At 69.8% G+C, this 20,097-nt stretch carries 21 protein-coding genes and 2 pseudogenes; 9 read left to right on the forward strand and 14 right to left on the reverse strand.

The window, feature by feature from the left end; all coding sequences use genetic code 11:
- Window positions 1–104 precede the first annotated feature (104 nt).
- The 6 genes from J7E91_RS19070 to J7E91_RS19095 all read left to right on the forward strand — a co-directional run bounded on the left by J7E91_RS19070 (window position 105) and on the right by J7E91_RS19095 (window position 5,272).
- On the forward strand, window positions 105–746 hold the full coding sequence (locus tag J7E91_RS19070; protein ID WP_214906211.1) for a WhiB family transcriptional regulator: 642 nt from the start codon (window positions 105–107) through the stop codon (window positions 744–746).
- A complete protein-coding gene (locus J7E91_RS19075; protein ID WP_214906214.1) occupies window positions 743–2,383 on the forward strand; it encodes a hypothetical protein in 1,641 nt (546 codons plus the stop codon). The genes J7E91_RS19070 and J7E91_RS19075 overlap by 4 nt, the downstream gene beginning before the upstream one ends.
- A complete protein-coding gene (locus tag J7E91_RS19080; protein ID WP_214906217.1) occupies window positions 2,380–2,571 on the forward strand; it encodes a hypothetical protein in 192 nt (63 codons plus the stop codon). The genes J7E91_RS19075 and J7E91_RS19080 overlap by 4 nt, the downstream gene beginning before the upstream one ends.
- A gap of 87 nt (window positions 2,572–2,658) precedes the next feature.
- Window positions 2,659–2,886: a hypothetical protein gene (locus J7E91_RS19085; RefSeq protein WP_214906220.1), complete on the forward strand. Its 228-nt coding sequence runs from the start codon at window positions 2,659–2,661 to the stop codon at window positions 2,884–2,886.
- Window positions 2,883–3,542 carry a plasmid mobilization relaxosome protein MobC gene (gene mobC, locus J7E91_RS37335; protein ID WP_214906226.1) on the forward strand — a complete coding sequence of 220 codons (660 nt, stop codon included), beginning with the start codon at window positions 2,883–2,885 and terminating at the stop codon, window positions 3,540–3,542. The genes J7E91_RS19085 and mobC overlap by 4 nt, the downstream gene beginning before the upstream one ends.
- A complete protein-coding gene (locus tag J7E91_RS19095) occupies window positions 3,539–5,272 on the forward strand; it encodes a relaxase/mobilization nuclease domain-containing protein (RefSeq protein ID WP_214906229.1) in 1,734 nt (577 codons plus the stop codon). The genes mobC and J7E91_RS19095 overlap by 4 nt, the downstream gene beginning before the upstream one ends.
- A gap of 26 nt (window positions 5,273–5,298) precedes the next feature.
- Here the strand turns inward: J7E91_RS19095 and J7E91_RS19100 are convergent, their stop codons facing one another.
- Entirely contained in the window at window positions 5,299–6,114 is an 816-nt protein-coding gene (locus J7E91_RS19100) for a sugar nucleotide-binding protein (protein WP_214906232.1), read from the reverse strand.
- A gap of 186 nt (window positions 6,115–6,300) precedes the next feature.
- Here J7E91_RS19100 and J7E91_RS19105 point away from each other — a divergent pair, with 186 nt between their 5' ends.
- A complete protein-coding gene (locus J7E91_RS19105) occupies window positions 6,301–6,744 on the forward strand; it encodes a hypothetical protein (protein ID WP_214906235.1) in 444 nt (147 codons plus the stop codon).
- Between the two features lie 79 nt (window positions 6,745–6,823).
- A pseudogene (locus J7E91_RS19110) lies at window positions 6,824–7,189 on the forward strand (hypothetical protein); the annotation flags it as partial.
- Window positions 7,190–7,313: 124 nt separating this feature from the next.
- On the opposite strand, the gene J7E91_RS19115 reads toward J7E91_RS19110, so the two are convergent.
- The 5 genes from J7E91_RS19115 to J7E91_RS19135 form a co-directional block, all read right to left on the reverse strand.
- Window positions 7,314–7,685, reverse strand: a complete 372-nt coding sequence (locus J7E91_RS19115) for a MerR family transcriptional regulator (protein WP_214906238.1) — start codon at window positions 7,683–7,685, stop codon at window positions 7,314–7,316.
- A 26-nt stretch (window positions 7,686–7,711) separates the two neighbouring features.
- A complete protein-coding gene (locus tag J7E91_RS19120) occupies window positions 7,712–8,479 on the reverse strand; it encodes an SDR family NAD(P)-dependent oxidoreductase (protein WP_214906241.1) in 768 nt (255 codons plus the stop codon).
- Between the two features lie 47 nt (window positions 8,480–8,526).
- Window positions 8,527–9,420 (reverse strand): hypothetical protein, encoded by an 894-nt coding sequence (locus J7E91_RS19125; protein ID WP_214906244.1) that lies wholly within the window; start codon window positions 9,418–9,420, stop codon window positions 8,527–8,529.
- A 558-nt stretch (window positions 9,421–9,978) separates the two neighbouring features.
- Window positions 9,979–10,302 (reverse strand): helix-turn-helix transcriptional regulator, encoded by a 324-nt coding sequence (locus J7E91_RS19130; protein ID WP_308376769.1) that lies wholly within the window; start codon window positions 10,300–10,302, stop codon window positions 9,979–9,981.
- Window positions 10,302–11,423, reverse strand: coding sequence for a site-specific integrase (locus J7E91_RS19135; RefSeq protein ID WP_214906247.1), 1,122 nt, complete (start codon window positions 11,421–11,423; stop codon window positions 10,302–10,304). Before J7E91_RS19135 ends, J7E91_RS19130 begins: the two co-directional genes overlap by 1 nt.
- 242 nt (window positions 11,424–11,665) lie before the next feature.
- Between J7E91_RS19135 and J7E91_RS19140 the strand changes: the two are divergent.
- Window positions 11,666–11,968, forward strand: a pseudogene (locus J7E91_RS19140) (hypothetical protein); the annotation flags it as partial.
- A gap of 592 nt (window positions 11,969–12,560) precedes the next feature.
- Here J7E91_RS19140 and J7E91_RS19145 read toward each other — a convergent pair.
- The 8 genes from J7E91_RS19145 to J7E91_RS19180 form a co-directional block, all read right to left on the reverse strand.
- Entirely contained in the window at window positions 12,561–13,145 is a 585-nt protein-coding gene (locus J7E91_RS19145; protein ID WP_251015913.1) for an isoprenylcysteine carboxyl methyltransferase family protein, read from the reverse strand.
- 87 nt (window positions 13,146–13,232) lie between these two features.
- Window positions 13,233–14,165, reverse strand: coding sequence for an acyl-ACP desaturase (locus J7E91_RS19150; protein WP_308376772.1), 933 nt, complete (start codon window positions 14,163–14,165; stop codon window positions 13,233–13,235).
- Window positions 14,166–14,224: 59 nt separating this feature from the next.
- Window positions 14,225–15,346 (reverse strand): type III polyketide synthase, encoded by a 1,122-nt coding sequence (locus J7E91_RS19155; RefSeq protein ID WP_251015914.1) that lies wholly within the window; start codon window positions 15,344–15,346, stop codon window positions 14,225–14,227.
- Window positions 15,343–17,475, reverse strand: coding sequence for an MMPL family transporter (locus tag J7E91_RS19160; RefSeq protein ID WP_214906256.1), 2,133 nt, complete (start codon window positions 17,473–17,475; stop codon window positions 15,343–15,345). Before J7E91_RS19160 ends, J7E91_RS19155 begins: the two co-directional genes overlap by 4 nt.
- Before the next feature lie 50 nt (window positions 17,476–17,525).
- A complete protein-coding gene (locus J7E91_RS19165) occupies window positions 17,526–18,749 on the reverse strand; it encodes a beta-ketoacyl synthase (RefSeq protein ID WP_214906269.1) in 1,224 nt (407 codons plus the stop codon).
- Window positions 18,739–19,008 (reverse strand): acyl carrier protein, encoded by a 270-nt coding sequence (locus J7E91_RS19170; protein ID WP_214906272.1) that lies wholly within the window; start codon window positions 19,006–19,008, stop codon window positions 18,739–18,741. The genes J7E91_RS19165 and J7E91_RS19170 overlap by 11 nt, the downstream gene beginning before the upstream one ends.
- A gap of 552 nt (window positions 19,009–19,560) precedes the next feature.
- Window positions 19,561–19,722 (reverse strand): hypothetical protein, encoded by a 162-nt coding sequence (locus tag J7E91_RS37340; RefSeq protein WP_374224741.1) that lies wholly within the window; start codon window positions 19,720–19,722, stop codon window positions 19,561–19,563.
- The gene (locus J7E91_RS19180; RefSeq protein WP_214906503.1) at window positions 19,723–20,088 is read right to left on the reverse strand and encodes a hypothetical protein; all 366 of its coding nucleotides are present in this window, start codon (window positions 20,086–20,088) and stop codon (window positions 19,723–19,725) included. It lies immediately after the preceding gene.
- Window positions 20,089–20,097 lie beyond the last annotated feature (9 nt).

Below are 20,097 nucleotides of genomic sequence, written 5' to 3' on the forward strand. Positions count from 1 at the left end.
CCGCCCCGGCTGCGGCGCACGCTCTCGCGCCGCAGCCGGCACCCGACGCCGCGTCCGCCCCCGACGGCCCCAGCCGCCGACGCGGCAGCACATCGGAGATCCCCTTGCGCCACATCACCACCCACGACGCGCCGGCCACCGGCCTGCGCGGCATCGGAGACACCAGCTGGCACACCCGCGGAGCCTGCTACGGCATGGATGTCGAGGACGCCGAGGCGGTCTTCTTCCCCGGCCCCCGGGACCACGAAGAGATCGCGGAGGCGAAGGAGCTGTGCGGCTGGTGCCCCGTACGACGTGACTGCCTCGACTTCGCCCTGGAGAACGTCCTCAAGGAGGGCGTCTGGGGCGGCCTCACCGAGGCCGAGCGGCGTCCCCTGCACGACGGTCTGCCCCAGCGCCTCGACTACCGGCGTGTGACGGCCTTCTTCCGGGGACGCGACGTCCATCTCACCGAGGCCGAGCGGCAGGTCGTCATCGACCACGCCTACGTCCGCGGCTGGAGTCCGTACCGGCTCGCCGCCGCCCTGCAGATCAGCCACAAGCACGCCCGTGACCTGCTCCGGCAGTCCGCCAACAAGGTCCTCGACCGCGACCGCACCTACGGCGTGCCACGGCCCAAGAAGAAGCGAAAGAAGACCGCCCAGGCAGCAGGCGGCCCCGCAACCGCCAAGCCCGGCACCCAGCAGCCCGTACACCGCCCGGCAGCGTCGACCCCGGCGCCCGCCCCTCTCGGAAAGGCCGCATGACCCACCCCGTCCTGGCCCTCGGTGTCGCTCCGGACCTCCGTCTCCTCCTCGCCGCCGTCGTGCCCGCCGCCCTGGTTCTCGTACTGACCGCCTGGACGGTCCGGCGCCGGGGAACCCGTACGCAGAAGCGTCTCGGCGGTCCGGCGGTCAAGGTCGCAGCCCTCGCCGCCCTCGGCTGCACCGCCTACAGCGCCGACACCAGCTGGCGCTTCGCCGCCGACTACCTCGACATGGCCGGCACCGCCGAGCGGGCCGGCATGTTCGCCGCAGCCGAGCTGGCGCTCTTCGCCACCGCCCTGATGGCCCGGCAGAACCTGGCCACCCAGGGTGCCCCCGGCCTGCCGGGCACGCTGGTCTGGGTGATCACCGGAGTGCAAGTGATCCCCGCCTACGCCGAGAGCGGCCCCGTCGGCGGCACCGTCCGGGCCTTCGTCGGACCGGTCATGGCAGCGATGCTGTGGCACCTCGCCATGGGCATCGAACTGCGCCTGCACACCCCTGGTGCCGCCTCCCACGGGCTGATCGCCGTCCTGGGCCGGGAGGCCCGCGAACGGCTTCTGTCCCGCCTCGGCATCGCCGCGCGAGACCGCGACGCCGCGCAGATCATACGGGACCGAGCCACCGCCCGCGCGGTCACCCTCGCCGCCAAGCTCGCCGAGCGCACACCCCAGCAGCAGCGGAGCTGGCACGGGCGGCGGCTCACCCGGCGACTGTCGACAGCGGTCGGCAGGGCCTCGGTCGGCACCGACCCGCTCCAGCGCACACAGCTGCTCGACCAGCTCGCCGCACGACGGCACGCACTCGCGCTCGCCACGGTCCCGCTGCCCTCTCCCTGGTCCCCGGTGCCCAGCACCGCATCGGCAGCCACCGTCCCCCCGCAGCCGACGTCGAATACACCGGTCCCCGTGGACGGTCCCCACGGTTTCGACGAGTCGAACGGGGACCGCGGACCGAGCGACGTGAAAGGACCGGTCCCCGAAGTCGAGACCCTGAAGGCGCCGGAACGCCCGGGGACCGAGGACGGGAACGCGGGGACCAGCGTGGGGACCAAGACTCCAGAAGCAGGCGCGGTCCCGGGGACCGGTCCCGCCAAGCCGGAGGGGACACAGGAGGACACCGCAGGCATGGGGACCCACCGTCCCATGCAGGAAGTGCCTGCTCAAGGCCCTGATTCGTATCGGGGACCGACTGCCGCCGAGTCGGGGACCGAGCCCACCGGGGACCGGGGACCGACCACCACCGACACGGGGACCGAGCCCACCGGGGACCGGGGACCGACCACCACCGACACGGGGACCGAGCCCACCGGGGACCGGGGACACAAAGTCCCTCTCCGTCGGAAGCCGACCACGAAGCCCCGGACGAAGAACAAGGGGAAGCGCGGCCGGTCCCGCACCCCGCAGACGCAGCGCCCGCCACGAGAGCTGGACCCACCGGAGCGCCAGCTCGTCCGGGAGGTCCGTCCCCACGTCCCCGCCCTGCTCGAACGGGATGGCAACGAGTCCGTCACCCGGGTCCAGCTGCGGGAAATCATCCGCCGCGAGGGCCTGACGGGCTGCCGGAACGACCGCATCACCCTCGTCCTCCAGGAACTGCGGAGCGACGACACCACGACGACAAGGAGCACCGCCCGATGAAGACCTGCCACCAGTTCAACACCGTCCGCGGGGAGTACGAGCGGGAGATCGACTACATGCTCGCTCACGCCAAGCGGTACGAAGGCAGGCCGGCGGCGAAGTCCAGCGCAAAGCAGGCGGCCTCGGCGAAACAGCGGATGGCCCGGGCGCTCAACAGCCACGTCGGGCGCTGCCCCGAATGCGGCTGAACCGGCCAAACCCCAGCTCATCGCCCCTATCCGTATCGGGTGGCCCTGCTCTGTGCCGGGCCACCTCCCCGCTCCGGGAGACACGCCGTGATCCCTCGCTCATCCGAGCCCACCGCCGCCGAGACCAGCGCCTGGGCGGATGTCCTGGTCCGCCGACGGCTCCTGCACGCCGCAGTTCCCACGCCGACCGGCCAGTGGCTCGTCCAAGACCGGCCCGACGGGCCCGTCCGCGTCCTCTTGGGGCCGGCCGACGTCGTCGCGCTGGCCGCGACCATCCAGCACCGCACCCGCTCCACGAGGTCCGAATCCCGATGACGAACGCACCCCAGAACGGCACCACCCCGGAACCGGCTCCCGACTCCAACTCGGTCTCGGGGCGAGCAAGTTATCCCGTTAGTAATACTCCCGTCGGGAGTATTACTAACGGGCCTCCCGCCCCGGGGGTGGCGGGAGCGGACCAGCACCGGGGGGCGCAGGTCCGGCGGGATGCGACCGAGGGCGGCTCGCATCCCGATGAGGGGAGCCACCCATGCCACAACCCCCATTGCGCACACAGCGCCCCGACCCAGCCACCCCCGCGAAACCGCCTTCGAAAAGTTGCAGAGCAGAAGCGAGAGCACCTCATCGCCAGTCGCTTCAACACCCGTGAGCGAGCTGACCTGCTCGCTGCCGCGAGTGCATGTTCGATGACTCCCTCTGGATTCCTTGCCCACGCCGCCCTGCGCGCAGCCCGTGACCTCACCCGGACAGCTGCCGAAGTCGCCGGTGAACGTGAAGTGATTGACGAGCTGTTCGCACTGCGCCGGCACCTCAACCAGATCGGCAACAACCTGAATCAGGTCGCGAAGGCAACCAACTCCGGTGCTGAGGTCACCTATGCGACGGCCGTCCTTGACTCGGTACACCGTGCCGCGCAGCGCGTGGACAACTTCACCCAGGTCTACCTCGACACCGAAACCCGAACCGGATGATCCCGCGCGTCCACAAGCGCGGATCGGAGACGTTCGGCCTGCTCAACTACCTCTACGGCAAAGGGACCCATGAGGAGCACGTCGACCCGCATCTCGTAGCGGCCTGGGACAGCTTCGCTCCCGACCCCGGTCGCGATCCGCAGGCCACGAAAAGACAGCTTCAGCAGCTCCTGGACCAGCCCGTCCAGGCGCTGACGGAGTCGCGCCGCCCTGCGAAGCACGTGTGGCACCTTTCGGTCCGGGCCGCACCCGATGACCCGATTCTCTCCGACGAGCAATGGGGCGAGATCGCCCGACGCATGGTCGCCGCGACCGGCATCGCTCCGGCCGCCGACGAAGCGGGATGCCGCTGGGCAGCCGTGCGCCACGCCGACGACCACATCCACATCATCGCCACGCTCGTCCGCGAGGACGGCCGACGCCCCCGACTCAACAACGACGCCAAGCGGTCCCAGGCCGAAGCCCGCCTGATCGAAGCCGAGTACGGGCTCAAGCAGCTCAGCACCGGAGATGGGACCGCAGCGCAGCGCCCGACCAGCGCCGAGCGCCACAAGGCCCAGCGCCAGGGCCGCGAGCGCACCGCGCGCGAAGAACTGCGCGAGAGCGTACGTCGAGCGGTGACCGGCGCCAGAAGCGAAGAGGAGTTCTTCGACCGCCTCGCCGCCGCCGGCCTGCTGATCCGCAAGCGCGAGGCGCCATCCGGCGACCTGCTCGGCTACAAGGTGGCCCTGCCGGACGACCGCAACAAGGACGGCGAACCCGTGTTCTACCCCGGCGCGCGCCTCGCCCCGGATCTCTCCCTGCCGCGTATCCGGGAGCGCTGGTCCGCCGATTCCGACCAGATTTCGTCGACAGATACTCCCGGCAGCGCATCGCCCAACAGCCCTTCTGCCGCGCGTCGCCGGACGGCCACGGCTGCGTGGGTGGCAATCGGGGTCGTCGAGCACGGTGACGACGCAGTCGCTGCCGCGTACATCGCCGCGACCGGCGAGGTTCTGGACGCCCTCGCGAAGACGTCCGCCGCCCACACCCGCAGCGAACTACGCGACGCTGCCTTCGCGTTCGAGCGGGCCTCGCGCTCCCACGTACGCGCTGCACGCGGACACGACCGGGCCTTGCGGCAGGCGGCCCGCGACCTCGTCCACGGAGGCCCGGCCCTTGGCCGGGGCGAGGACGGCGCCACCACAGCGATGGCGATCGACATGCTGTTCTTCCTCGTCACCGCCGCCGCCCACTGGCATGCAAAGAAGGGCCACGCCCAGCAGGCCGAAGCCGCCGCCCAGGCCGCCGAGCACCTGCGCAACGCCTACCAGCCCGCCGCCAGTCAGCCGCTCGGCCTGCTCTACCAACGCGGCCGACGCCTTAGCCGGCCTGTGCTCCAGCGGCAGACGGCGCTTCTGCGCGAAACGCTGCCGAGCCTGGCCGAGCAGATCCTCGCCGAGCCCGGCTGGTACGCCCTGGCCGCGACCATCGCGGAAGCCGGCGCCGCCGGCCACGACCCGGCCGCGCTCCTGTCCGACGCCGTAGAGAGCCGCGAACTCGGCACCGCGGACTCCGTCAGTGACGTCCTGGTGTGGCGACTTCGGCGGCGAGCAGATCTGCCAGCCGACGCTACCGGGATACCGAAGAATCGCACGGTAAAGAATCCGGCGACCGTACGCCCGGCGGCGGCCCGAACCACCACTTCTGGTCGCCGTTTCGGTGAAGAGGCACCCGGCAACACACGATGAGCCCCCGCCGCCGGTGTGAGTGCGCCTCAGAGGAACTCGTGGACGCCGCGCAATCTCGTACGCAGCTTCGCCTGGGTGGCCCGGCTGTCGAGTCGAACGTCGAGTGCGCCGGACAGCGCGATGGTGGCGCGGAGACCCTCCGGCAGCCGGGAAGCATCGAGCCCGTCCCGCTGAGCGATCAACACGCCCAGGCCGTGACGACTCACGGCGTCCGTACCCGCAAGGTGGTGGATGCCGCGCGCGTCGGTGAAGGCCAGCTCCAGCAGGGCGGCGGCGAGGTCATCGACATGCACGGGGCAGCGGACGTCGTCGGTGAACAGGGCTCCGGTGCGGGAGCCGGTCGCGAGGTCGTGTACGAGGCGTACATGCTCGGACTGGTTGCCGCCGATGATCAGAGAGGTACGGGCGATGACGGCGTCCGGGGCCAGAAGCCGGATGCCGGTCTCCGCCGCGGCCTTCGCTGCGCCGTACGGGGTGACGGGATCGGGGAGACAGGATTCGTCGTAGTGGACTCGGGTGCCGGAGAACACGGCGTCGCTGCTGACGTGCACGAGGCGGCAGTCGTACTTCGCCGCGGTCATCGCCAGGCGGACGGAGCCTTCGGCCGTGACGGCCCAGTTGGCGCTACCGCTGCTCGCGTTGATGACCACGCAGGGGGCGAGCGAGGCAACGACCTCTTCGACACGGCCGCCGTCCCGCAGGTCCACCTCGTGCCACGTGGCCTCCGGTCCATCACACGGCCTGGTCGCGAAGGTCGCGGCGACGCGATGCCTAGCGGCAGATGCCTGGCGGACCAACTCGGTGCCCAGGAACCCGCTGCCTCCGACAATAAGGACAGTCATGGCATGCCACGGTAGACGACCCCCACCTCGCTCGAAGCGCCTCGCCCAGAGCGGCCCCGACCCGAGGAAGCGAGGAAACACCTCATGACCTGCCGAAAGTCACTGTGGACTTTGTGAATTGAAACCGCCAGGGGCATGGGGCACGATCATGAAGCGAGTAGGACGAGGCAAGGGGAGGACGCCAGGGTGTTTCACCGAATACGCCGCAGGGCCAAGGGACCGAGCGAGGAGCAGCGCCAGTTCGCCGAGGTGTATGCGCGGATGCAGAACCAGGTCCCGCCGGGCATCGGGATACCGCGGGCCAAGCCGGAGCACACCGAGCCGGCCGCCGTGGTCGACGACTTCCTCCCGCCCGAGCTGCGCGTACCGAGCCACGACCAGCTCGACGGCAAGATGATGCCGTGGAAGCAGCCCCTCGTCCTCGACGGCGAGATGGTCGCCTGCGCCGAGTGCGGGGCGTACCGGGACTGGCTCATCCTCTCCACCCGCGACCAGATCTGGCTGCGCTGCCGGGCCGGACACCAGCAGCAGGAGACCCGCCTCGACACCGCCTGGTACAACCGCAACAGCGGGCCGGCGGACGCGACGCACGCCACGTTCGAGGACTGCCTGCGCCACCTCGGGCACTGACCACCACTCCTACGACCCCACCGGGCCTACGGGCCCGCACTGACCACCCGTCGCCTAGCACCAAGGGGTCAGTTCCGTCATGCGCGTTCGCGTCGCCACCACCATCCTCGGCATCACCGCCACCCTCCTCGCCGTACCGGCCTGCTCCACCGACACCGCCGGCACCAGGCCCGACACTGCACCGTCCGCCCGTACGGGAAAGCCGACCGACGCAGCCCGGCAGGCTGCTCCACTCTCGTCGGCCACGCTCGAGACGCGCCTGCTCGACGAGAGTGACCTGGGCGGCGGCTACCTGAGCAAGCCGGAGCGCCCCTCCCAGCACGACGACGTCACCGTCATCGGCTGCCCGGAGCTGAGCGAGCTGGGCGGCGACGCCGCGACCGGCGGCGCGCTCAGCTTCCCGCGCAAGGCGAAGGCGGACTTCACCTACGGCGGCAGCTCCTCACTGGCGACCTCGCGTAATCGAGAGTCGCGTATTCCTTGGCCGGTGAGGGCTCGTGGTCACCGTGTGTGGCCGTGGGGAGCGTAGCGACTCCAGGTTCCTCCGGCTTCTGCGACGAGGCGGGCGTTCAGGCCATTGGGCGAATCCGGCCACCGGCCGTCTGTCGCAACGCGGCTTCCAGCCGGTCGCGGGCCTCGGTCTGGGCAGCGATCCGTTCATTGAGGACCGCCAGCCGTTCCAACGCGACCCGCAGGCCCTTGTCCGAGGGCGGTGCGGCGGCCACATCGCCATCCAGGCACGGCAGGAACACCCGCACGTCGTCCAGGGTGAGCCCGGCGGCCAGCAGGTAGCGGATATTGCGGACCCGCACCACCGCGCGCTCGTCGTAGATGCGGTAGCCGTTGGGGGCCCGCTGCGAGGAGATCAGTCCGGCCTGCTCGTAGTGCCGCAGCGCACGGGCCGTTGTCCCGGTCCCCCTGGCCAGCTTACCGATCCGCACCCATCCCACCTCCCGGGCCACTCCTATCACGCCACGACCGCTCCGCCGTCGACTGGGAGTACCACTCCGGTGACGAACGAAGCGGCCGGTGCGGCAAGCTGGGTGACTGCCCAGGCCACCTCCTCGGGGCGGCCGATCCGGGCCAGTGGGGTGTGCGCCAGCTGCCACTCCCGCACCGCTGCCATTCGCTCCGGCGTCAGGCCCTGGTGCTCGCCGATGGGGGTGTCGATCGCGCCGGGGGCGACCGCCACCACCCGGATCCCGCGAGGTGCCAGCTCGACCGCCCAGCTGCGGGTCAGCAACTCCAGAGCCGTCTTGCTAGCTGCATAGACCGAGCTGCCCGGCCAGGCCCGCTGCCCCACCGACGTACTGACATTGACGATCACCCCGCCCGACTTCTCCAGGAGTGGCAGCGCGGCCTGGGCCAGCAGGATGGGCGCGACGAGGTTGGTGGCAAGCTGGGCTGTGATCATCTCTGGCGTCAGCGTACCGAGGGCACCGCTGCGCACGATGCCTGCGTTGTTGACCAGCACGTCCAGTCGGCCGTATGTCTCCAGCACGGCCCGGATGATCCGGTCCGGCTCGCCGTCGGCGGTGATGTCGGCGGCCAGCGGCGTGATTCGGTCGTGCCTGGCCGCGGTCTCCTTGAGGGGCTCGGCCCGCCGCCCGATCGCGACCACGTGGGCGCCCTCAGCGGCGAAGGCGTGGGCGGTGGCCCGGCCGATCCCGGTGCCGGCTCCGGTGACGGCGACGATCCTGCTGCTCTGCGGTGCGGTGCTGTTCATGCCGATCATCGTGCAACCTTGCCGCCAGCGGCAAGGTCAAGCAGCGCCTGCGGTAGTCACCGCCAGTGGTCACCGGGGGCATAGTGACGCCAAGTTCCTCCGGCCTCTTCGGCGATCCGGGTGGTGTGGTCGTCGTTGTAGCCGAGCATCCTGGAGATCACCGGGGCGGGGGCCTGGAGGACGAGTTGGCGGATCGCGGCTGTGCGGCCTGGCCGGGTCGGGAAGCCAAGGTTGCGGAGCCGAGGTGCCAGAGCTTCTGGGGTCATGGGTTGTCCGGCCCGGCGTCCGGGGAAGAGCCATCGGGCTTCGGGATTGGTCGCGGTCTTGGTGTTCGGCCGCTGTCCCAGGTAGTCGAGCAGCATTCGGTCGAACGGCGCGGGAACAGGCGACAATGGGTCGCCGAGCCGGACGAGGACGTTGCCGTCCTCGTGGTGGACGTCGTCGGTGCTGAGTCTGGAAATCCGCGTCAGGGGCTGCGCGTAGAGAAGGACAAGGACGGCGGCCACGCGGTCCTGGAGCGGGACGTCGTCGCGGTTGACGAGTTGTCGCAGTAGCGCGAGTCGCTGTTGCTGGGTGATCGGTGCGGGATTGTCTGTCGAGCGGTGCGGGAGGGTGACGGCGGCCATGTGTTTGGATCGCATGGCCCAGCGAAGGAAGGTGTGGGTGAGGCGTCGGGCGGTGTAGCGGCCTGCGTACCAGCTATCGATCTCGGTCTGTGTGCAGTCGGCGAGGGCCCGTCCGCCCTGGGCAAGGTAGTTGAGGAAGGTGATGGCAAGGTGGACTTCGTTGCGGGCCTGCTTGGTCTGGCTGCCGGTGAGCGGGCCGCGACCGGCCAGGGTGCGCAGACGGCGTTCGATGTGCCAGGCGGCGAAGAGCTCTAGAAGCTTGCGGTGCTCGGGATCGCTGACGGTTGACAGCTTCTCGGCGAGCCACCGCTGGAACAGCAGCATCGGCCTGCGGCAAGGAGCCGCACTGCACGAGGAGATCGCGTAGGTAGGCGACCGATCGCCAGGGCGTGAGCTGGCTCAGTCCCGCGTGGGTGAGCGGGACTTGGCCGCGGGCCAGGGCCTGCAGATTTCGCTGAACATGCGGCAGTTTGGCCCAGGTGATCCCGCCCCAGGGGCGTCTCATCTGTCGGAACATGTCGAACAGCGGAAAAAGTTCGGGCCGGATGCTGCCGGAGCCATCGTCGAGTAGTTCGTGGAGGCGCTCGGCCAGGACGCATCGACCGCAAACTCCGCGGCGGTAGCGTCGCGCTTCCTGGCCGCACCGTTCGCAGGTGAAGTCACCGAGGCCACCAGCGCAGTCGGTGCAGAGCTTGCCGCCGTCGGCAGCGATCCCCGGGGTTAGCCGATCGACACCACAGCCGGCGCAGGTCCCGTAGGTTTCCAGGGCCTGGCCGAAGCAGCGTCCACAGAGGTAGCCCTCTGGCCAGTGGTTTGCCTTCAGCTGCACCGCCCGTCGGCATCGCGCGCAGAACAGGTCCTCGGCGCGGACGCGTGTGCGGCTCATCCTTCGGGCCGGATGCGGGCGCGTTTGGGGCGGACGGCCGACAGATCGACGACCGCGTCGCCGGTGGCGACCCTGCGGACGGCAGCGTTCTGTGCCCTGGTGGCGATCAGATCGGCCGGGGTGCAGTCGAAGGTGTCGCAGAGCGCGGCCAGCACCGGCAGCGACAGCCGCTCGGGAGTGCCGGTGACCAGGCGGTGAACCTGCGAGAGGGAGAGATTGATGCCGCGCTCGGCGAGCAGCGGGGCAAGCTCGCTGGTGGTGAACATCCCGGCGGCAGCCATCCGCTCGCGCAGCCGCCACTGATAGCTGACGCGCTTCATCAGGCTCCTCTCGCAGGCGTGAGCGCGGCTTCGATCGTGGCGTCCAGGGCGCGACGCAGCGTGCGAGTACGGAAGTCGGAAGACACGCAGGTATAGATGGACGTGGTGGACGCGTGATCGTGGCCGGCCTGCTGCTGCACGAACAGTGCATCCCAGCCGTCCTCGATCAAGTGGGTGACATAGGACCTTCGCAGCGAGTGGAAATCCAGGACCGGATCCAGGCCGAGGTCGTCGCGGTAGGCGGCGAAGCGGGAGTCCAGCCGTTGCAGTCCGACCCGCTGGCCGCGTTCGGACGGCCATAGCGCGGGCCCGTCCGCGTGCCGCATCGCGGGCCTCACCTCGCTGACCCACTGCTCGAGGACCTCGGCCGACCACTCCCACACGGTTAGCACGCTGCGGCGCTTCGGGGGCGAGCCCTTCTTCGCCTTGCCGTGCCGGACGTAGCAGACGCCATACTCGCCGAACTCCGCCCCTTCGGGGTTGCGTCCGAAGTCGGCCGTGTCCAACATCCGGGTCTCGTTGCGCCGCAGCCCGTAGGCGTACGCAGCCTTGAACAGCATCGCGTCGCGGAACGCGGGAAGCCAGCCCTTCCGGCCACGGCTGCGGACCCGGCCCACCTCGTCGTCGGCGTGATCGAAGAACGCCTGCAACTCGTCCCGGGTAAAAGCCCGTTTAGGGGCCTCGGCCTCACACTCCTGCATGTGCACAGCGGTGTTCCACTCGTGACACACCTGGATCGGATGGGTACCGAAGCGGCGCTCGCACTCGGCCGCCCAGCCGTAGACCGGATCGGTGACGTAGTCGCAGAACAGCCGCACTGCTACCTGGTAGCCGCGCAGGGTCGAGCGGACACAGCCGCCGACCGCCCGAAGATCACCGAACCAGTCGTCCGCCAGCGCCGAGGACCAACTCCACGGAAAGGCATCCGCGTGCGCGGCGAACGCCCGCACCTTCCGCTCCCGGCCGTTGATGGTCGATACCGCGAGGTTCCGTGCCAACTGCTGGTTCCGCCAGCCATCGAGCATTGCTTCGAAGACCTGCTCCTCCGGCCGCAACAGCGGTAACTCGTCGGCCAGATACAGCCGCACGGCCCCTGGCACCAACCCGTCCTTGCCCACCATTTCGTCACGCTCCGTAGGTCGCATCGAGTGCGAGAATCTCGCATCAGATGCGAGGGCCGGACAGGAACGGCAGGCCAGTCATCCGATCGAGTGAAGCACAACGACACGGCCCCACCCTTCGGCTACCGTCTCAGCGGACATGCGACAGGGGCCCTGTCCGCTGATCAGCGACTTCTCCATGCCCACCCGGCCAACGCGGCACAATATGCATCCAGTTCGCATCAGATGCGATTCGCGTCGGTTCAGAGGTCTCCGAGGAGCTGTACAGCGACAGCGCGACCAAGCTGTCCAACGGCATCGGCCGGATCTTCGATGCCATGACCGGCTGCCCGACCTATCAGGTCGTCGCCGGCGGAACCTCCATCGACATGGCCTCGCAGAAGCTGCCCGCGCCCCGCGGGCTCGGTGACGAGCAGTGGAGCCAGCTCCTGACGTTCTCCACCGGAGGCCGGAGCACCGTGGTCAAGCAGACCGCGATCCGTGACGGCAGCCTGCTGCTGATCGTCTCCGGTTCCGCGTCAAGTTCGCGCGTGTTGTTGTACTGATCGGCTTGCCCTGCGGCCTGTCGGTGCAAAGGCTCAGTTATCTCGGGTACGAATTGAGTGTCAGGCAAGTCTGTCAAGCTGCCTGGGAAGCCCGTGCCTTACAGATCTCCGAGGGGTCGTCAGGCGCGTTGGGTACGTAAGGCACACATGGGCAGCCGACTTCTTTCGGTTCCGCAAGAAGTCAGGCCCATGTGCCGGAGTATCAGGTGCGGTTCCACACATGTCGACGGTGACCTTGATGGACCGGTGGCCGAGCCGGCGGGAGACCTCGCGTATGGGAACGCCGTTCGCGAGCGCCGTCGGGGCGAAGAAGTCCCGCAGGGCACGCGATGTGTACTTCGCCCGGCCTGGCCGTCCACCAGTCTCTTGAAGTGGAAGCCATATGCCGGCCTTCGGTGCCTGTCGGACGGGCTGATGAAGTCGACAGGCACCGGGGCCCACTGACCTCGATCCGCAGCGGCCCCTCCCATCTCCCCGTTCCGGCTTCTTCCGCCCGAAGGATGGCCCCGACTTGCGCCCCGTCCGTTCGGCCTGCGCGCAGCGGCCGACCGAGTCCCGCAGGTCCACGCGCGGGGGCCTCGCCGGTCGAGGCTCACGACGATGTGCGGGTAGGAGACGCGCAGCGCGAACAGCAGGGGTCCGTCGACGAGGTCGGCGCACAGCTCCGCGAACTACGCCGCGGCGCTGGTCCCACCGCAGGCCATAGCACCGCGTTCTCCGTGCGGACGCGGACGACGAGCCAAGGCATGTTGGCGATGGTGAAGAGCATGGCGGTAATCCATGCGGTGTGGACGAGGGGCAGGGCGATGCCTTCGAACAGGACGATGAGGTAGTTGGGGTGCCGCATCCAGCGGTAGGGCCCCGTGGTGACCGGCGGTAGCCCGGGCACGACGATGACGCGGGTGTTCCAGCGGGGGCCGAGCGCGCTCATGCACCAGGCGCGGCCTGCCTGCACGAGGATGAGGACGGCCAGTGCCGGCCAGCCGATCAGAGGGACGAAGGCGCGGTGGGTGAGGGCGACCTCTGCAACGGTCCCCACGAGCAGGCAGACATGAAGGGTGATCATGACGGGGTGGTGGCGTTGCCCGTACTCGATGCCACCTTGATCGATGGCCCATCGCGCGTTGCGGCGGGCGGTTGTCAGTTCCACCAGGCGCACGACGGTCACGGCGGTCATGAGAACTAACAGACTTACGGGGATCGTTACCCAGACCAGGGACATGTCGGATCGTCCTCCTCACTCCCGGACGGCGGAATCCGCGTCTTACGCGGTCGCGAGTCGTTTGAGGCGTTCGGCCAAGGCGAGGTATCTGCCGGCCCGGTCCGATGCTTCCTCCATGTGGGCGGCGATCTCCTCCTGGGCGTGCTGTCCGAGCGGTGTGAGTCCGGTGGTGTCGAGGGCGCCGAGCATGCGGACGAAGGGAAGGGCGACGTCCTTGTAGTAGTTCTCCGCTGTGAGGATGCCCGACCTGGCCATGGAGCTGATCAGCCGCCCGAAGCCGGGTGCGGCGTGGGCGGGGGGACGGAATGTCGTGAGGACTTTGGCCACGGCCTGAAGCGTTCGGTCGGGGTGCATACGCATACACGCCTGGAGGATGGTCCGGTAGAAGAGCATGTGCCGGTTCTCGTCCTGGGCGATGCGCTGCATCAGGGCGCCACACACCGGTTCGTCACACAGTCGGCGGATTCCCTGGTAGCTGACGCGGGTGCCGAGTTCCTGGATGGTGACGTAGACCAGAGAGGCGATGAGGTCGCCGCGGTAGTCGATCTCGTAGCCGTGCTGCATCTGCGCGGTGCGGGCGTCTTCCAAAAGCACCGGGTCGGCGCTGCGGGTGACCAGGAGGTAGTCGCGAATGGCGGTGCCGTGCCTGGCCTCCTCTACGGTCCATCGATTGACCCAGACGCCCCAAGGGCCGTCGAGTGACAGCATTTCCCCGATCACCCGGTGGTAACTAGGCAGGTTTTCTTCGGAGAGCAGACTGTAGAGGAGGCCGTCCCGAGCGGCCGCGTTCAGTTTCTGCTGGGAGGGGTCCCATGGCTCCCCCTCGAGGAGACCGTCGTAGTCACGGCCCTGGCTCCACGGGACGTACTGGTGCGGGTACCAGTCGACGGTAGTCCGGAAGTGCGTGTCGAGGGCATCGGTGACCACCGGTTCGAGGTCGATCAGGATGCGTACGTCTGCGGGGATGGCGGGCACGGTCCTTGACACCTTTCTTGTCATTGCGGGCGGCACATTTCGGTGGCGGCGGGCAGGCGCTACCAGCGGAGGAGGACCAGTTCGATGGCGAACCCGGGCCCCATGGCGGCGACCAGGCCGGGTGCGTTCGCGGGGGGTGGTGTTTTCATGGCGGCGTGCAGGATGTCCAGTACGGAGACGGACGAGAGGTTGCCCCGCTCGGCCACGGAGCGCCGGGTGAGGTCCAGGGCGCCAGGTTGCAGGTCCAGGGCCTGCTGCACCGCGGTGAAGACCTTCGGTCCGCCGCCGTGGATGATCCAGCTCGCGATCTGGTGCGGCGTCAGTGCGTGCCGCGCGAGGAGGCTTTGGACGGCCGTGGGCAAGTGCTTCTCCGTGAGCGTCGGGACCTCGGGCGACAGCAGGATCCGGAAGCCGTGGGAGCCGATGTCCCAGCCAAGGACGTCCTCGGTGCCGGGGAGCAGCAGGCTGTGGGTGTCCACGAGTTCAGGCCCGGCGTGGCCGCCGTCCCGGTGGGCTCCAACGGCCACGACGGCGGCCGCGCCGTCCCCGAAGAGGCTGCCGGCGACGATGTTCGCCACGGAGCCGTCCTTGAGCTGGTATGCCAGTGTGCACAGTTCCACGGCGAGCAGGACGGCCACCTGGCCGGGGTGGGCCAATAGGTAGTCGTGTAGCCGGGCCAGACCTGCGGCGCCTCCGGCGCAGCCGCTGCCGAACAGCGGGATACGTTTGACGTCCGGCCGGAACCCGACCCGGTGGGCGAGCCGGGCCTCCAGCGACGGCACGGCCAGCCCGGTGACGGTGGTGCTGATCACCGCGTCGACCTCCTCCGGCTGGACGCCTGCGGTGCGCAGCGCGCCGATCAGCGCCCGTTCCCCCAGGTCCAGGGCGGTGTCGAGCCACACGCGGTTCTGCTCGGTGAAGTCCTCCCGGCGGGCGAGATCGACGAGTTTCTCCAACGGCAGGGACAGCGAGCGGGTCTCCACACCCGAACTGGTCTTGATCTTGCGGAGGACCAGAGCGCCCGTCTCGGACTCCCGCAGCGTCGTGCGGGCCAGAGCGGCCAGGATCTCTTCCTGCCGGTATTGGTACGGCGGGAAGGCCGTCTGGATCGCCACCACCTGGGGTGCGGCGACCGCCGACTGCCGGGTGCGGTCATGTGTCGCCTGACGCATCGACGTCATCTTCCGCCTTTCTTCATGGGTGTCGTGATTAACAACGGGGACCGGGTACGGGCCGGAGCCCACCAGTTGGCCGGGCCAAGGGCCGCCATGACGGCGGGTACCAGAACTCCCCGCACCAGGACGGCATCCACGAGCGCGCCGAGCGCGATGCCGATGCCGATGAACTTGAGCAGGGCGACGTGGGAGGTGGCCATGGCCGCGGTCGAAATCGCCACGGCTGCCGCGGCGGACGTCATCAGCCGGCCGGTGCGAGCGACGCCCTCGATGATCGACGTGCGGTTGTCGCCGCAGCGAACGTACTCCTCCCGGATACGGCCGAGCAGGAAGACCTCGTAGTCCACCGAGAGTGCGAGCGTGACGAACAGGACGAACAGCAGCATCGAGGCGTCCAGCGTTCCCGTCACGGTGAAGTGGCCGAGCACTGCGCTGCCGTGACCGTCCTGGAAAAGGATGACGAGCGCGCCGAGGCTCGCCCCGAGGCTGGCGGCGGCCACGATCAGAGCTTTCAGGGGGGCAATCAGGCTGCGGGTGAAGGCGCTCAGGAGGCCCAGGAGCCCCGCGGCCAGGAGAACCAGGCACCACGGAAGGGCGCCGAGGACGGCATCCGCCGTGTCGAGGACCTCCGCGGCCCGCCCGCCCACCGCCACGCTTCCCGGGGCAGGGGTCTGTCGTACCTTGCGCACCGCGGTGCGAGACTCCGGCGTGTCGGGGGCGGCGGACGTGGCCGCCAGCAGCACGACCGCCCCACCGGACGGAGCCACACGCACCACGCGGACACCAGTGACGCCCTGGACACGGGCGAGTCGGTCGGCGTACGCCGGTGCACCGCCTGTAGCCCGCGGTCCGGTGACGACCACGGTGAGGAGCCGCTCCGGCGGCGCGGTGAACTCGGCGCGCACACGCTCGGCCGCGGCGGCAGCCGGAGCCGATGAAGGCAGCGTGCGTTCGTCCACAATGCCGAGCCGTGCGTGAGTGAAGGGCACGGCCAGCAGGGCCAGCAGCAGCACCGCAAGGCCGCCCGCCAGGAGGGGCCGGACGGTGACCGCGGACGCCGTGCGATGCCAGAAGCGGCTCCCGTCCCCGGTACGGGCACGCCGCCACCGCGCCAGAGGGTCCCATGCCTGGGCCCGGGGGCCGAGCAGCCGCAGACAGGCGGGCAGCACGGTCAAGGCGACCAGCGCCGCCAGCACGGTGACGATCATGCCCGCCATGGACAGTGCGCGCAGCATCGGCACCGGCACCACCAAGGCGGTGGCGAGGCATACGGTGACGGCGGCGGCGGAGAATGCGACCGAACGGCCGCTGGAGCGGCGGGCCGCCGCCAGCGCCGTGTGAAGGTCCGCGCCTCGCGAGGTCTCCTCACGTACGCGGGCCAGCAGGAAGATGCTGTAGTCGACGGCCAGGCCGAAACCGATCGCCGAGGCGGCGTTCACCGCGACCCGTGACACGTCGGCCACCTGCGCCAGCAGGCCCAGGACCGGGATGGTGCAGCCGATGGCCAACGCGGCCACGAACAAGGGCAGCAGCGCGGACACCATCGATCCGTAGGCGAAGACCAAGAGAACAAAGAGGAGCGGCGCAGCCAGCAGTTCGGCCCGGCTCAGATCGCGTTCGATGGTCTCGTCGATCTCCCGGTTGGCCCACACCTCGCCGCTGGGCTCCACTCGCATCCCAGGGACGGCCGAGCGGGCCGCCGCCACCACACCGGGCGCCACCTGCTTACGTTCCTTGTCCGTCCCCCTCAGCCGTACGGCGACCAGCAGGGTGTGTCCGTCCTTGGAGCGCAGCCACGTGTCACCGGTGGTCTGTGCCGACCACACGGTCCTGACGTCGCGCTGCCCGGCCAGCGTCCTCACCATCGCCGTGGTGCCGTCCCTGACGGCGGCCTCGCGCTCACCACCGGTGCGTCGTGAAACCCCGGTGCGCTGTGAAACGGCCAGGAGCAGATCGGGCGAGGGCACGCCGAGCCGCTCCGCCTGCCCTCTGGCGCGCGTCGCCTCCGTGGCCGTCGCCACCGCGCCGCCCGTGCTCAGCGCCGAGAACGCAGCCGGGGCCAGCACCCCCGCGCACACCGCCGCAAGCAAGGCGCTCACCACCACCAGCCAGGCCCGGCGCCGCATCGCATCCATCCGGGTGCCTCCTTACTTGCATCCGATGCGGACGCTTCGTCTGGCTCCCTCTAGGAAGCCGTGAACACCAGAACGGCGTTCTGGCCGCCGAAGCCGAAGGAGCAACTGATCCCCGCGCCGCCGCGCGTGGGGCGGGGGCGTCCGGCGACAATGTCCAGCTTGTAATCCCCGTTCTGGCTCTCGAAGTTCGCCACCGGCGGGACGGCCCCATGGCGGAGCGCGAGAACCGTGTACGCCGCCTGGATCGCCCCGGCCGCCCCCAGCGCGTGCCCGATCACGCCCTTGGACGCGGTGACCGGCGGCACCTCGTCACCGAAGACGCGGACGAGGGCTTGTGCCTCGGCCGCGTCGTTCAGCGGGGTGGAGGTGCCGTGCGCGTTGACGTGGCCGACGTTTCCCGGCCCACACCCGGCGTCGGCGAGAGCGGTGTGGATGGCGCGAACCGCGCCGTCGCCCTGCGGGTGCGGGGCGATGGGATGGTGCGCGTCGGCGCCGGCACCATAACCCCGCAGCAGCGCCAGGACGGGAGCCCGGCGGGCCCGAGCCGCGCAGGCACGTTCGAGGACGAGGATGCCGGCGCCTTCGCCCAGGACGAAGCCGTCACGTTGCGCATCGAACGGCCGGCTGGCCAGGGCCGGTTCCGTCCTGCGCCGGGACAGCGCCCGCATCCGCGCGAAGCACGTGGCCGTCATGCGCGAGCGAGCCGACTCACTGCCGCCCGCCAGCACGATGTCGCAGGTACCGGACCGCAGCAGGTCGCGGGCCACTCCGATCGCGGTGGCGCCCGATGCGCAGGCGCTGGCGGTGGTGAAGTTGGGGCCGCGCACCCCCAGGTCGATGGCGACCTCGCCCGCGGCCATGCTCGGCACGCTGCGCGGGAGCGCGAGCGGCGAGACCCGCTCCGGCCGCCCGGCGCCAAGGTGGCCGAACTCCGCAACGTAGGTACTCAAACTGTTCGATCCCACGCCCAGCACGACACCGACCCGCTCCGCTTCCCAGGTACGACGATCGAGGCCAGCGTCCGCGACAGCCCGCCGGGCGGCGACGAGGGCGAACTGGATGAAGCGGTCCCCGCGCCGCGCCGACGCCCGGCCGAGTTCCGTCTCGGCGTCGAAGTCCGTCACTTGGCAGGAGAAGTCGACGGGCAGTCCCGCGAGGCCGGGATCCGTCGCGGCCAGCGAGCGCCCCCGGCACAGGGCCGCCCAGTTCGCCTCCACCGTATGCCCGGCCGGAGTCACCAGCCCCAGCCCGGTGACCGCGATCTCAGCGCGCATGCTCGAACGCCTGAGCCGCCTGGCCCAGGGTCGAAGACGGGCGCAGGTCCAGGGCGCTTTCGGGCAAGACGATCCCGTACTCCTCCTCCGCCGCCACCACCAATTCCATCAGCGACAGCGAGTCCAGGCCGAGACTCTCGAACGTCGTCCTGTCGCAGAGCTCATCGACGTCCGCCTCCACGTTGAGGTGGCCGGTGAGCAGGGCCACCAACTCCTTCGGAAGGGCCGACTCCGCTGCGTCTTCCGCCGCCTGCCTCATGCTTGGGTCTCCTGTTTCCTCGCTGCGACAGGCCCTGCGGCGCTGCCCGCGTTCATACGTTCCTAAAGGCCACGCGCGTGGGACGTTGGGCAGTTTGTCCTCGGTGAGCAGACTGATGACCAGCGCGTCCCGCACGGGCTGTGACAGCGTCCACTGCGCCGATTCCGAGGCAAACCCTTCAGCGGCCCGTCGAAACCCAGCGGCGCGCTCCACGCCACGAACTGGTGCGGCAGTCAGTCACGCGCAGCCGCAAGAAGCCACTCCGGGAGCCGCTCAACCGACGCCTCCAGCTCCCGCAGCACGACTTCCGCCATAGCGCACCCACGCCCGGACCTCCCCCTTGCCCTGCCGGTTACCTGTGCGTCACTGAGTGAACGCCGACCAGGGGGTGTAGGGAACGATCTGTCACTCGTTAGTGTCCGTAAGGCCGTTATAGCCATGGCCATGACACAGAGCTGCTGAACGCGCTGCCCCACCCGGCACCCAACCTTGCCCACACGCCCGAGGACCCGGTAGGGCCACATGCCGACGTTGAAGGGCTGACCCGCGCTTTCAGGCCGGCCGGTTCGTGGTGTAGGGCCGCCGCATCGACGACATAGCGGGGTTCGTGGTGTTGCCGAGGTGGGTGGTCGAGCGCACATTGGGATGGCTGATGCGCTCGAGACGCCTGGTGCGGGACTTCGAGACGCTGCCCGCCTCCAGCGAGGCGCTCATCTACTTCTCGCAGGCCATGCTCACGAGCCGCCGCCTGGCCCGCCCGGCTCCCCGGCCGCAGGAGCAGGAGCGGTCGCGGTGGGCTGCCGCGGCGTGGACCGCCCCGTCGGCGACGCCGTCAGCCATTCCCGCTCGGTCAGACGCATCGCCTTGGACCGCACTTGCCGGCCCCAACTCCAGCCCCAGCCGGGCCGTGATCTGTTTCGCCGACACGCCCTCACCGGACTCCACCAGCTCCACGATCCGCCGGCAGTCCGCCGCGAGGGCCTCCACGGTCGCTCCCTGGTGCCACCGTGGCACGATCGTCCCCGCGACCGGGCCCTTCTCCACTCCCGCCGGCACCTTGCGGGACAGGAACGGGAGCATCTGTCTCCT

Origin of the sequence: Streptomyces sp. ISL-99 (genome assembly GCF_018614005.1) — a bacterium.
Taxonomy (GTDB): Bacteria; Actinomycetota; Actinomycetes; order Streptomycetales; family Streptomycetaceae; genus Streptomyces; species Streptomyces flavidovirens.

Bases quoted from the DNA above. Each gene is read 5' to 3' on its own strand.
- J7E91_RS19180 (WP_214906503.1), bottom strand. From the start codon at position 20,088: ATGCTCCCGTTCCTGTCCCGCAAGGTGCCGGCGGGAGTGGAGAAGGGC.
- J7E91_RS19100 (WP_214906232.1), bottom strand. From the start codon at position 6,114: ATGACTGTCCTTATTGTCGGAGGCAGCGGGTTCCTGGGCACCGAGTTG.
- J7E91_RS19075 (WP_214906214.1), top strand. From the start codon at position 743: ATGACCCACCCCGTCCTGGCCCTCGGTGTCGCTCCGGACCTCCGTCTC.
- J7E91_RS19095 (WP_214906229.1), top strand. From the start codon at position 3,539: ATGATCCCGCGCGTCCACAAGCGCGGATCGGAGACGTTCGGCCTGCTC.
- J7E91_RS19165 (WP_214906269.1), bottom strand. From the start codon at position 18,749: ATGCGCGCTGAGATCGCGGTCACCGGGCTGGGGCTGGTGACTCCGGCC.
- J7E91_RS19120 (WP_214906241.1), bottom strand. From the start codon at position 8,479: ATGATCGGCATGAACAGCACCGCACCGCAGAGCAGCAGGATCGTCGCC.
- J7E91_RS19160 (WP_214906256.1), bottom strand. From the start codon at position 17,475: ATGGATGCGATGCGGCGCCGGGCCTGGCTGGTGGTGGTGAGCGCCTTG.
- J7E91_RS19135 (WP_214906247.1), bottom strand. From the start codon at position 11,423: ATGGTGGGCAAGGACGGGTTGGTGCCAGGGGCCGTGCGGCTGTATCTG.
- J7E91_RS37340 (WP_374224741.1), bottom strand. From the start codon at position 19,722: ATGAGCGCCTCGCTGGAGGCGGGCAGCGTCTCGAAGTCCCGCACCAGG.
- J7E91_RS19170 (WP_214906272.1), bottom strand. From the start codon at position 19,008: ATGAGGCAGGCGGCGGAAGACGCAGCGGAGTCGGCCCTTCCGAAGGAG.
- J7E91_RS19155 (WP_251015914.1), bottom strand. From the start codon at position 15,346: ATGACGTCGATGCGTCAGGCGACACATGACCGCACCCGGCAGTCGGCG.
- J7E91_RS19125 (WP_214906244.1), bottom strand. From the start codon at position 9,420: ATGCTGCTGTTCCAGCGGTGGCTCGCCGAGAAGCTGTCAACCGTCAGC.
- mobC (WP_214906226.1), top strand. From the start codon at position 2,883: ATGACGAACGCACCCCAGAACGGCACCACCCCGGAACCGGCTCCCGAC.
- J7E91_RS19145 (WP_251015913.1), bottom strand. From the start codon at position 13,145: ATGACCGCCGTGACCGTCGTGCGCCTGGTGGAACTGACAACCGCCCGC.
- J7E91_RS19080 (WP_214906217.1), top strand. From the start codon at position 2,380: ATGAAGACCTGCCACCAGTTCAACACCGTCCGCGGGGAGTACGAGCGG.
- J7E91_RS19130 (WP_308376769.1), bottom strand. From the start codon at position 10,302: ATGAAGCGCGTCAGCTATCAGTGGCGGCTGCGCGAGCGGATGGCTGCC.